This window comes from Nonomuraea sp. NPDC047529, assembly GCF_040642995.1.
GTDB lineage: Bacteria > Actinomycetota > Actinomycetes > Streptosporangiales > Streptosporangiaceae > Nonomuraea.
Window position 1 is genome coordinate 398,191 of record NZ_JBEYTJ010000001.1, and the last position, 12,287, is coordinate 410,477.

Genomic DNA, 12,287 nt, shown 5'->3' on the forward strand with positions numbered 1-12,287 from the left:
CCCGTTTGCAAGCGGGCGGTCATGTGTCCTGCAGTCGGCGCTCGAGACATATTCGACTGTGGACGTGTTTCCCAAATCCGGGCTGGGACGAGGAGTTAGGACCATCTTCCGTCGAGTAGCCGAATCGAGTCGTCTACTAAGCTGATCTCCAGGTACTCTGACGGCCTTATCGTGGCCGAGGTCGCCTGAGATATGGACGCCTGGCGTAGCCTGTTTGACGTGTCCAATGGGCGAGGTAGTTGCGGACGATCAAGGTATGGGGATGGCGGTTACCCAAAATGCGCTTGATGGCGGGGAGCAGGGCAGCGAGCTGATTGCGGGCGGCTTCGACGTTTCCCGCATAACCCGTCCAGTTGGCAAGGTTGGCGCGGGTAATCAGGATGTCCGGGTGGTCAGCGCCTCGGATGCGCTCGCGGATAGGGAGTAGGGCCGCGAACTGGTCACGAGCGGCAACCGTGTCCCCCGTCATTCCTGTCCAAAATGCAAGATTGTGTCGGGTAGTTAGAGTGTCGGGGTGGTCAACGCCTAGAACACCCTCTTGGAAGGGGAGCAGGGTGGCGAGTTGGTCACGGGCGGCGGTCTCGTCTCCCGCATAACCCGTCCAGATGGCGAGGTTTGCTCGGGTGCTCAAGGATTTGGGATGGTCGGGGCCCAGGACGCGCTCCTGTATCGGGATCAGGACAGCGAGCTGGTCTCGGGCCTTTGCCGGCTCTCCCGCCTCCCCCGTCCAGCGTGCAAGCTCGTGTCTGGTGCTCAGCAGGCTAGGGTCGTCGGCGGTCAGGAACTCCTCTTCGCGAGACAGCAAAGCGGCGTACATATCGCGGGCCTCGGCTGGCTGTCCCGCCTCACCTGTCCAGCGGGCAAGCTCATGTCTGGTGATCAAAATGTGTAGATGCTCGGAGCCTAGAAAGCCCTCCTCCAGGGGAAGCAGTGCCGTGTACATGTCGCGGGCCTTCGCCGGACTCCCCGCCTCACCTGTCCAGCGGGCAAGCTCGTGCCTGGTGCTCAGCGTGCCAGGGTGATCGGATCCCTGGACGCGCTCGCGGATTGGGAACAGGACAGCGAACTGATCACGAGCGGAGGCTGCATCCCCTGTCATTCCCGTGCAGAGGGCAATGTCGTGCTGAGCAGCCAAAGTGCCCGGATCATCACCGCCAAACATCTGGATGCAATGAGTGTGGATTTGGCGCGCCATGGAAAGAGCGGTGCGGTAGTCGCCGCTGGCGGTAAGAAAGTCCCGCACGCAGTGCAGGCCCGGCGAGTCGAAGGGCAGGACTGCGCGAGCGTGAGGGACAAGCCTGCGGTACATGGGCCAGTTAGCCAGTGCCTCGGGGTCCTCCGGAAGCGCGGCCTGGAGCAGTGCGGCGGCCTGATCACGCGCTGCCTGCCGTTCGTTGTCGGAGAGCTGCGCCAGCGTGGTGGCTTGGATGAGACGATGCACGCTTGCCCTCTCCTCCTGCTCGCCATTCGCTGAGTGACCCTGGAGGTTGAGGGTCAAGTTGATGAGGCTGTACGAGGCCAGCAGGGCCAGAGCTTCACCGACCGCAATGTCGTCGGCGTCGTTCACTCTGTCCAACACGGAGCAGGGCAGGCTGTCGGAGGCAAAGCATGCCAGCAGCCTCAACAGGTCGGTCGCCAGTGGGTCGACCGTGCGGATCCGCTGATAGCTGAGCGCCCACACCTTGGCAACAACGCGCGCGGAGTCGCCGCCAGCGGGGATCGCGGCGTGCATTCTAGCTGGAGCATCCTTGAGCAGCTGCAGGTACTTCGCGACGGTCACACGGGGGGTGCGACTGATATAGGCGCCGGCCTGCGTAATCGCAAGCGGAAGATCCCCTAGCTGGTCAGCGAGGTCATGCAGCAGCTCGGCTTCGCTCGCAGGGAGCGGCCCGATCCGGCGGCTCAGCAGGTCGATGGACTCTTGCCGGTCCAGTACATCGAGCCGTAGCGGGGTTAGGCCTAAATCCTGCCAGCCGATGTCGCGTCGGGTGGTGATCAGCGCATGCCCATGGGAGAGCCTGGCCAGATAAGGTTCAATATCGGCGGCGTCTTCGACATTGTCGAAGACCACGAGCCAATTCGGATGGACGCTCAGCCAGGTTAACGCCCATGTTGCGGCTTCGTCCTGAGTGGCTTGGGCGGCGGCCACTGAGTCCGTGGCGGAGGTCAGTGCGCGAGCCAATCCGGCGAGCCCCGCCTGGATCTGCGCTGGTGCCTCGGCGTCGATCCACCACACCAACTGGTAGTCATGACGATGCCGGTCAGCGTACTGCAGTGCCAGCTCGCTCTTGCCCACGCCGCCTAGGCCGACCAGAGCCTGGCTGATCACGCCTGTCGCCGCCGTGCTCTCTAGCGCCGCCCGCAAGGCGCCCATTGCACAGTGACGGCCAACGAACGTCGGCGTGGCACAGCGCGGTAGCCCGATCAAGCTTGGGGACACCCGAACCTGCGCAGCCTGCGGCAGCGGTCGTCGCGGCGGCTGGAAGGTGGCGCTGGCGTGATCACCTGTCTGTACGATGCCCCAGTTGGTGCACATTGCCGCCGACCGTAGGCCATGTGCGGCCACGCCGCGGGCAGGTGTTTCGTCGGTCATCGTTGTGCGGTGGAACCATCGCCGGTCTGGATCACACCGGAATTGTCGCGAACCGCTACCGACCGCTCCCCTTGCGCGGTGAAGGGGCCTTCGGGCGGTTTGGGCGATGGTGCTGCAGACGAGGGCGGATTGCGTTGCGGGTTGCCCTGGCGGCGGGCCAGCACCACCCCGTAGACCGACACCACTAGTCCTCCCAGGGTGGCAAACACTCCTACAACGCTAGCCAGTCGGTCGGCCTCCTCCAATCCCAGGACGGTGAAGATCGTGCCGAGCGCGCCTGCAACTAGTCCGGCAGCCACTACCGAAATCCACACCCACGGGCTCTTCCGTGTTGCCATGCCACCCATACTGAATGTTCCCCCACACGCTGTCGCCGAATGTTTGCAAAACGAAATGAACTCGCTAGACAGAACAATCTTTCGAAGCATCCGGTCACTACGGGGCCCTCATACACTTGCCTCGCCCAGAGCCTCCCAGCGGCGGGCGTGACAGGAGCGGTTGACACAACGTCCCCACACGCCGACGCGTCCGCGCTACCGTCCACATACGCCTGACCACGCCCTCGATCAACCGGGCAGGGTGGTTGCTCCACCTGAAAAGCGGAAGGTCGGCGCTTGTCGAACAGCATCCGACAGTAGCTCACGCGAGAGTCAGGGAAGCGGGAGCAAGAGTCCGGATCAAGCTCATGTTTGTGGACGTCACGGCCGCACCACTATCGCGGAGCAACAGGACCGCTTGACCTGCGTCCGGCGTCGGCTGGGTACGAGATCGGAACGTATCCCCGGTTCCAGCATCTTCGATCGAGGGGAGAGATTGTCAGGACTGGCCGATAGTGTCAGCGAATCTCCTCCGCCTTCTAGTCCAAGGAACCGGCCCGATGCCAGCGCGAAACCGCACACCTCTGCCGATAGGTACACAGCTGGGTATCTTCGAGGTCGTCTCGCTTCCATTCCCTCTGCTGGTGCCGGGGCGCAGCGGGCAATCCCAGATGCGCAACCGTTACTTCGTACGGCTGCGGTGCACGGGCCCTGACTGCGAGTGGGAAGACGATGTCCGGGAGGACGATCTGGAGCGGCGCAAGACCGCAGCATGCGGTTTCTGCTACATCAGCCTCGATGTAGACCCCGAGGCAAGGATTCACGTAGAGCGGGTATGGAAGGGCAGGCCGCAGACGTACGACCGCTACCGCTATCACGGGAAGTCCTATGACCGTCTCCATAGGATCTGGGCGAACATGCGCGAACGATGCTCAAACCCGACCTCTGAAAAGTGGAAGCGCTACGGCGGCCGCGGAATAACGGTGGATCCAGGCTGGGAGAACTTTCGCGCGTTCGAGGCATGGGCCCTGGAGAACGGCTACGCGGACGGCCTTACAATCGACCGGATCAACAACGACCGCGGGTACGAGCCGGGTAACTGCCGATGGGTCACTGATCTAGAGAACCTACTCAACCGCGCCAGGTATCTCCCAACGCCGCTGCACGAAGCGCTGGAGGCACGTGCCGCCGTGGATGACGTTGATACCTATTCCGTGATCCGAGCGGCCCTCGAGGCGCTGCGCGCCGAGAGGGAGCAAATCTCATGACGACCTCAGCGACGCCGACCGGCAGGAGTGATCTAGTTCCGCGCCCTGGCCGTGGTGCCAGGGTCGGGTTCACTTCCGGACGCCTGACGGTCGTGGAGGTCCTGGACCTCCGACCGGCGCTCTCCGCGCGAGGGAACGAGCGCTGGGTCCTGGTCGAATGCTCCTGCCATAACCGGACCCGAAAGGAGCTTCGATGGGGCAGCGTGCGCAGCAACAACACGAGAAGCTGCGGATGCCTCGACTTCGAGAGCCGGCAGACCAGGCGCCGCACCCATGGTGAGTCTGGGACACCGCTCTACCAGGCCTGGTCCTCTATGAAGCAGCGCTGCTCCAACCCCAACATCAGGGGAGCCCATCGTTACTCCGGGCGGGGGATCACGGTCTGCACGGAGTGGGTCGACAGCTTCGAGAAATTCCGGGACTGGGCAATGAGGCACGGCTATGTCGAAGGCAAGGAACTCGACCGAATCGACAATGACTTCGGCTACTCGCCCGACAACTGCCGCTGGGTCACCAAGCTAGAGAACCTCGACAACCGGTCGAAGTATCTCCCTCTCGACTTGGAAGCATGGCTCCATGAGCACGCGCGACAGATCGCCTGCACGCCCTACGAGGTCATCAAGCAGGCACTGGAGTCTTACCTTGGGGTTTCGCGGGTGGATGGTGCTGATCTTTCGTGAATGTCACGACCGCATCACTTAAGGTCATTGGTTCCCGACTGTTTCCCGGGGAGTAGGTGGCTCCGGGTCGGCATGCCACCGATCACCTCTGCTCCTCACCACTACCAAGGCCTTCTCCTACTGCGCGGGCGGGGTGCATTTCCTCAGCGAGCCGTAGAATCACCAGCGGATCAACCTTGGCAATTGCCATCAACAACGCATGGGCTCTTGCTTTGGTCAGCGCCCACGCAAGCATTTGACGAGATCTCTGTGTATTCGCTTGAGCAGTGATCGCAGTAACCGCTTCAACGAGGTAATCCGCTTCACGTATTGAGCGGGCAACGGCTTCGGCCCGGTCGAGCTTCCTCATCTCGGCCAAGGCACCGGCCAGGACGCTCAGTGCCCGGGCTTGGGAGTCCGGGTTGATGATGGTGCGGGCGACGGCCTCGGCACGGTCGATCATCTGCCCTGCGCGGTCAAGCTGCCCCGCCTTGACCAGAGCGCCAGCAAGCTCGGTCAGTGCCCGGGCTTGGGAGTCTGGGTCGGTGATGGTGCGGGCGACGGCCTCGGCGCAATGGGCCATCTGCTCGGCGCGAGCGACGTGCCCTGCCCCGGCCAGAGCGCCGGCCAGGCGGCCCAGGGCCCGGGCCTGGGCGGATGGGTTGGTAATCGTCCAGGCGACGGCCTCGGCGTGGTTGGCCATTTGCCCTGCGCGGTCAAGTTGCCCTGCCTCGGCCAGGGCGCTGGCCAGGCGGGTCAGTGCCCGGGCTTGGGCGGACAAACCGGTGATCGAGCGGGCAATGGCCTCGGCACGATAAGCCATCTGCTCGGCGCGAGCGAGGTGCCCCGCCTCGGCCAGAGCGCCGGCCAGGCGGCCCAGTGCCCAGGTCTGGGCGGATAGGTCGGTGACGGTGAGGGCAACGGTTTCTGCGCGGTCGAGGTGCCCTGCCTTGGCCAAAGCATCGGCCAGAGTGGTTAGTGCCCGGCCCTGGAACTCCGGGTCAGTGATGGAGTGGGCAACGGCCTCGGCCGAGTCGAGGAGCCCTGCCTCGGCCAGGGCGCTGGCCAGGCGGCTCAGCGCCCGCGCCTGGGAGTCCGAGTCAGGGATGGTGCGGGCGATGACTTCTGCCCGGTCGAGGTGCCCTGCCTCGGCCAGGGCGCCAACCAGGCGGCCCAGTGCCCAGATCTGGGCGGACAGGTCGGTGATGGTACGGGCGACGGCTTCTGCCCAGTCGAGTTCCCCCACCTCGGCCAAGGCACCGGCCAGGCGGCTTACCGCCCGGGCTTGTGAGTCCGGGTTGGTGATGGTGCGGGCGACGGCCTCGGCGCGGTGGGCCATCTGCTCGGCGCGAGCGAGGTGCCCCGCCTCGGCCAGGGCTCCAGCCAGGCGGCTTAGTGCCCGGGCTTGTGAGTCCGGGTCAGGGATGGTGAGGGCGACGGTTTCTGCCCGGTTGAGGTGGCCTGCTTCGGCCAGAGCATCGACCAGTGCGCTCAATGCCCGAGCCTGGAAGTCCAAGCCTGTGATGGAGTGGGCAACGGCCTCGGCCGAGTCGAGCTGCCCCGCCTCAGCCAGGGTGCCAGCCAGGTCGCTTAGCGCCCAGGCATGAAAGTCCGGGTTGATGATGGTGCGGGCGACGGCCTTGGCGCGGTGGGCCATCTGCTCGGCGCGAGCGAGGTGCCCCGTCTCGGCCAGAGTGCCGGCCAGGCGGCCCAGTGCCCAGGTCTGGGCGGACGGGTTGGCGATGGTGCGGACGACGGCTTCCGCCCGGTCGAGTTGCCCTGCTTCGGCCAGGGCGCCGGCTAGGCCGGTCAGTGCCCGGGCTTGGGAGTACGGGTCGGTGATGGTGCGGGCGACTGACTCAGCCCGGTCAAGCTCCCCTGCCGCGGCCAGAGCACTGCTCAAGGCCCGAGCCTGGGCGGAAGGGCCGGTGATGAAGCGGGCAATGGCCTCGACCCAGTCAAGCTGCCCTGCTTCAGCCAGAGCGCCGGCTAGGTCGCCCAGCGCCCGGGCCTGGTGGTGCGGGCCAGCGATGAAGCGAGCGATGGCCTCGGCGCGATTGGCCATTTGCCCCGCGCGAGCGAGGTGCCCTGCCTCGGCCAGGGCGCCGGCCAGACCGCTCAAAGCTCGGGCCTGGTAGTACGGGTCGGTGATGGAGCCGGCGATGGCCTCGGTACGGTTGGTCATCTGCCCTGCCCGGTCAAATTGCCCTGCCTCAGCCAGCTCGCGCAATGCCTGGGCTCGGAAGTCCCGATCAGTGATCGAGCGGGCAACGGCCTCGGCCCAGTCAAGCTGCCCAGCCTCGGCCAGAGCGCCGGCTAGGCCGGCCAGCGCCCGGGCTTGGGAGTCCGGGTCGGTGATGGAGCGGGCAACGGCCTCGGCCCGGTCGAACTGCCCAGCCTCGGCCAGAGCGCCGGCTAGGCCGGCCAGTGCCTGGGCTTGGGAGTCCGGGTTGGCGATAGAGCGGGCGAGGGCTTCAGCACGAATCGGATTGCTGATCCTGCTCCACACCGCTGGCAAGCCAGTGGGGATTTTGGCGTTGCGATCAGTCAGGAAGTCGCGGGTACGAGCCAGCAGCAGCATCGTTTCCAGGTCTGGTGCACTCTGCTTACAAATGATCGTCTGGCAGATGGTGATCTCCGCCAGCGCTGCAGCATCTCCTCCGCTGACATCCAGCATTCGATCCAGCCGGGCCTGATCGGTGGCGCAGGCCACCATCCGCCCGAGATCGCCGCTGGTGTGAAGAAGGCGGTGGTAGCCGCGCAGCAGGTATTCCGGAGTGCCGACCGGCCAGCCCTGAGCACGGTACCCGTCAGCCCAGGTATGGATCATCTTCCGGTACCCGGCTATGTCGGCCTCGTCGAACGTGGCCATCGCGGTGGCTTGGAGTTCCTCGTGTGCCAGCACAAACACCTTGGCACCCTCCCGAGGTCGCCAAGCACTGTCGCGGCTACTGAAGGTCCGCCCGGAAACGGCTCGAAGCCGCCGGTCCACTTCCACCGCTGCTATCCGGGTCAACTCCACCAGATCACCAGCGCTCAGACCGCCACCGGCGGCAATTAACACCCCAAGCAAATCACGCTCACTCTGATCGCCGAACAACAGATGATCAAGCTCGCGTTCGGCATCTTCCCGGATCACCTGCGCCGCAGAGGAGGGGCTCAGCATCTGCACGATCGCCCTATCGCGTAGCGGATGCCGGGCCGGGACATCCGAGGGCACTGGTGGATGTGGACGCCCCGACACCACCACCCGCACTCCCTCCGGAGGCATCGCTGGCAGCAGCGCGGCAATGCTGTGCGCGTTGCGGCCGACCGTCACGCCGCGGTCCTCATCCAGCCCGTCCACCACCAGCACTAGCCGCTCATCGCGCTCGCGACAGCGCCGCGCCGCCTCCTTCAGCAACCGGGCAAACCAGCCCTGCCGCGTGGCCTCGGTTAGCAGCGTCGGCATCGACTGGCCCAGCAGTTCGGCCAACTGCTCGATTACCACCTCCAGGAAGGCGTTCCGATCGCTTTGACCCGCATAGCGGGCCGTGATGAAGAACGACACCACCCGCAGCCCTGGCGGCGGATGCAGCACGAAGGTCGCCATCAGCGCCGACTTGCCCGCCCAGGCCTCCCCCTGCCACCACACATAGGCGCTCTCGTGATCGCTGATGCAGAACCTGGCTAATTCTGCTAACTCGGCCTCACGCCCCACCAGTTTCCAGGGGAAGATCTGCTCAACCTGATCCCGGTAGGCCGACCTCGCCATCGGCGCATCTGTCAGATACACATCCCCCTGATGGCTACCGGTGTTGACATAGCTGCCCGTCCCACCGGACGCGTCACCGGTGTCCCGGGCCGTGCTCTTCATCAGAGGATCGCCCTTTCGCCGATCATCCCCGTTCTGCATCGACCCCAGTTCTTGTGGTGCTTAGGTGAGGTCAACGCCGGTGTTGGCATCGCCGTCGTCGGAGCTCGCCTGCCCCGTGCGCTTCACCCGTACCCGGCCCGGCACCGCGCTGGCCCGTCCAGAAAACCCGGTATTGGCCCGCCCGCCTCCACTGGTCGTGGCCCGCCCGGTGTGGGAGACGCGAACGCTTCCCCCGCCAGAGGCCACCGGCCACGCCGCCCACACCGCTACCCCCAGCGCAGCTACTCCGGCCAGCGCCGAAACCACCGAGGCGGCCTTATCAGCCCAGTCCCAACCCAAGACCGCGAACACCACCGCCAGCACGGCCACCACCACAGCCGTCCCCGCCAGCACCCATCGCTGCACCGTCATATCAAGCATTTTGTCCGCGTCAACCATCCCGAATCCCTGCGAAACCAGGAAACATGCTCGATGGCAACACCGTGCCGGTCCACGCGCCAAATGCGCCGATTCTGGCAACAAAGGTGACGACGACGTTAGACACCATGTACGTACAGCGGCAATCGCCCACAACGTTCCGGTCATGGCACCCGGCACAGTGATCGTTCTACTTGACAGGCGAAAAGGTCAGGCTGCCGCGCCGCTTCCGGTGCTAATGACGGTGGGGCAGGTCACGCCCCACCGGCCGGGCCGCGTGGGATGCCTACTTCCGGTGCAAGATCTTTGAGATCTTCCGCCCGAGACCGGCGCCTTTGGCCAACCGGCTCGCAGGGTGTGACCGCCTCTGATAGAGCGGAATCGAGGGCCGCTCGCGCAGGGGCATCCCTCTTCATGTCGTGGGCTGTCAGCTCTCAGCAAGGCCGGGACTGCGCGGGTGCCGAGGTCAGCAGACGGCTCATCGGATGGTAGACAACCAAGTCTTGTCATTAGCACGCCGCATGATCTCGGCGAGGACCTCTGCACGCTGCATCAGCAGACGGAGGGAACGTCATGAAGGTCTACTGCGGCATCGACTGGGCCGAGAAGCACCACGACATCGCCCTGGTCGACGAGACAGGCACGGTGATCGCCCAGCAACGCATCGCCGAATCGCCTGAGGGCTACGAGGAACTGCTGACCATCTTGGCCGAGGCCGGCGACACCGCCGAGATGCCGATCCCAGTGGCCATCGAGACCCCGCGTGGCCTGCTGGTCTCCCAGCTTCGCGCAACCGGCCGGCGGGTCTATGCCATCAATCCGCTCAGCGCCTCGCGCTACCGCGACCGGCACTCGGTGTCCCGCAAGAAGTCCGACCGGCAAGACGCCGTCGTCCTGGCCAACATCTTGCGCACCGACATGGCACCGCACCGGCCACTGCCTGCCGACAGCCACCAGGCCCAGGCATCGCGGTGCTCGCGCGCGGCCACCAGGACGCCGTCTGGCGCGTCCACCGCATCGGTAACGAGCTGCGCTCGTTCCTGCGCGAGTACCACCCGGCCTTCTTGACGCTGTTCGCGGGCCAGGAAGGCGGCATCACCTGCCGCGAAGCCCGCGCAGTCCTCAAGATCGCCCCCACCCTCGCCACAGCGCGCCAACGCACCATCGCCGAACTGCGAGCCGCGCTCAAGGACTGCGGCCGCATCTACCAGCTACAGACCTGGGCCGAACGCCTGCACACCGGCTTCCAAGACGCCCAGCTGCGCCAACCAACCCCGATCGAAGAGGCAATGGGCCGGCAAGCGCTGGCGTTACTAGCCGTTCTCGATGCCGCCAGCCAAGCCGCAGCCGACCTGCACCAGGCCACCGTCACAGCCTTCCGTGACCACCCCGACCACGACATCGTCACCAGCTTCCCCGGCCTGGGCGAGCTGACGGCCGCCCGGCTGTTCGCCGAGATCGGCGATGACCACACTCGCTTCGCCGACGCCCGCGCCCTCAATGCCTACGCCGGAGCCGCCCCGATCACCCGCGCCAGCGGACGCAGCCGGGCCGTCGTCCACCGCCGGGTCAAGAATCGCCGCTTGGCAGCTGTCGGCTACATCTGGGCTTTCGCCAGCCTGACCGCCTCGCCAGGCGCCCGTGTCCACTACGACCGGCGCAAAGAACACGGCGATCGACATTCAGCGGCACTGCGCAACCTCTACAACCGCCTCCTTTGCTGCCTGTTTCATTGCCTGACCACACGCCAGCCCTACAGCGAACGTCTCGCCTTCCCCACCGCAGCCCCTGGGGGCTCCACCGCCCCCAGACTCCCGCGAACCGTGGCAGCCGACGACGCCCAATCTCGTTGATCACAGCCCGCCGTAGCGTCGCCGGCCACCACGGACCGAGCATGCTTGACATCGCCGCCGGTCGGATGTCTCGGACCTGGAGGCCCTTGCGCTCCGGGTCGACTTGCCACCGGACACGTGGGTTGCTGCTGTCTGCTGCACAGCAGGGGCAGCACAGCGAGGCCGCCTCACGCAGCCCGATCGTTCCGGACGTCGTCACACAGCTGAGCAGCAACGCCGGCCCTCGGCCATGGCCCTCTGCTTCACTCGTACTGAAGTGCTCGAGTTGCGATCGTGAGTCTGCGATACGTGGCCGCCACGCTCGGCCTCGGCAAGGTTTGTCAGCTCGCTGCTCAGACTCCGTCGCACAGGGCCGTTCGCTACTTAATGCATCTCGCGGCTCACCTATGCCTGGTGAAGTTCGGTGATAGCAATAGCGACGTCGAATCCAATCACTGGGTCTGGGCGACTTGAAAGTAGGCTTTCCCATAGCGGGACGTAATGGGCAGTCTTGCGATCAGTTCGGCCATCGGTTCCGAAATAGGCAAGAAGTTCATCGCCCTGAGTGGCAAAGCCACTCATTGATGTATGGTCTATCCATATTTCGACGCCGGAATGGCCGCACCATAGCGCGGTCTTCTTACTACTGTCCCCGGTTAGCCAGCTGGTACGCAGCCGAACCGTGCCGACCGTTGCTCCTGAGTGGTGCTCATACGTGAACCAGGAACTCGCTCCCTCATCTATCTGTTGCCGTGGCGTTAGCGTGGAGAGGTCGATGAAGCGTGACAGCACGCTGAGCTGATTCACGCCCGAGTCCATCCAGCTAGAGATGTAAGAGTCAAACGCATGCTTTCCGAGAAGAACATATGGATCATAGAACGCCGAGGTGAAATCGGTGACTGGCCCCCATTCAGGATGCTCAGAAAGCTTCTCGACTGCCCAACTCACCTCTGGAGAGAATGCGAAGTGATGCGCGATGAACATACGTACACTCGCGTTGGTAGACGCGTTCAAAGATAGTAGCCGTGCTAGAGATTCACGGTTATGCGCGAGGGGCTTCTCAACCAAAACTCTCGCCCTAGAGAGCCTGAGCGCCTGTGCGGCTATTTCTGCGTGCGTGTCGGTTGGGGTGGCGATGACAATCAAATCAGGTTGATGAGCGGCCAGAGCACGATCGATAGTAGAAAAGTGAGGTCGCTTGTCCCCTCGAAAAACGGCCGGTTCGCCGCGTTGGGAGTCGACAGTAAACTCCAAGTCAATATCGGACCGTTTGGCTAGAACTTCGAGGTGGGTAGCCGCTATAACCCCGACGCCAACCAGGCCGACTTTTATAGAATCACACATG

General features: G+C 64.7%; 7 protein-coding genes and 1 pseudogene. 3 read left to right on the forward strand and 5 right to left on the reverse strand.

Going from position 1 to position 12,287, the window contains the following annotated elements; all coding sequences use genetic code 11:
• Nucleotides 1–166 precede the first annotated feature (166 nt).
• Both ABZ815_RS02070 and ABZ815_RS02075 read right to left on the reverse strand, forming a co-directional pair.
• Entirely contained in the window at nt 167–2,593 is a 2,427-nt protein-coding gene (locus ABZ815_RS02070; protein ID WP_357692972.1) for a tetratricopeptide repeat protein, read from the reverse strand.
• Nucleotides 2,590–2,931 (reverse strand): hypothetical protein, encoded by a 342-nt coding sequence (locus tag ABZ815_RS02075; RefSeq protein WP_357692974.1) that lies wholly within the window; start codon nt 2,929–2,931, stop codon nt 2,590–2,592. Before ABZ815_RS02075 ends, ABZ815_RS02070 begins: the two co-directional genes overlap by 4 nt.
• A gap of 539 nt (nt 2,932–3,470) precedes the next feature.
• On the opposite strand from ABZ815_RS02075, the gene ABZ815_RS02080 reads away from it, so the two are divergent.
• Nucleotides 3,471–4,178 (forward strand): hypothetical protein, encoded by a 708-nt coding sequence (locus tag ABZ815_RS02080; protein WP_357692976.1) that lies wholly within the window; start codon nt 3,471–3,473, stop codon nt 4,176–4,178.
• Between the two features lie 203 nt (nt 4,179–4,381).
• Nucleotides 4,382–4,858 (forward strand): hypothetical protein, encoded by a 477-nt coding sequence (locus ABZ815_RS02085; RefSeq protein ID WP_357692978.1) that lies wholly within the window; start codon nt 4,382–4,384, stop codon nt 4,856–4,858.
• A gap of 82 nt (nt 4,859–4,940) precedes the next feature.
• Here ABZ815_RS02085 and ABZ815_RS02090 read toward each other — a convergent pair whose 3' ends face one another.
• Nucleotides 4,941–8,693 (reverse strand): hypothetical protein, encoded by a 3,753-nt coding sequence (locus ABZ815_RS02090; protein WP_357692980.1) that lies wholly within the window; start codon nt 8,691–8,693, stop codon nt 4,941–4,943.
• Between the two features lie 60 nt (nt 8,694–8,753).
• Nucleotides 8,754–9,131, reverse strand: coding sequence for a hypothetical protein (locus ABZ815_RS02095; protein WP_357692982.1), 378 nt, complete (start codon nt 9,129–9,131; stop codon nt 8,754–8,756).
• Nucleotides 9,132–9,683: 552 nt separating this feature from the next.
• Between ABZ815_RS02095 and ABZ815_RS02100 the strand changes: the two are divergent.
• A pseudogene (locus ABZ815_RS02100) lies at nt 9,684–10,963 on the forward strand (IS110 family transposase).
• 384 nt (nt 10,964–11,347) lie between these two features.
• Here ABZ815_RS02100 and ABZ815_RS02105 read toward each other — a convergent pair.
• Nucleotides 11,348–12,286 carry a Gfo/Idh/MocA family oxidoreductase gene (locus tag ABZ815_RS02105; RefSeq protein ID WP_357692984.1) on the reverse strand — a complete coding sequence of 313 codons (939 nt, stop codon included), beginning with the start codon at nt 12,284–12,286 and terminating at the stop codon, nt 11,348–11,350.
• Nucleotide 12,287: the final 1 nt, after the last annotated feature.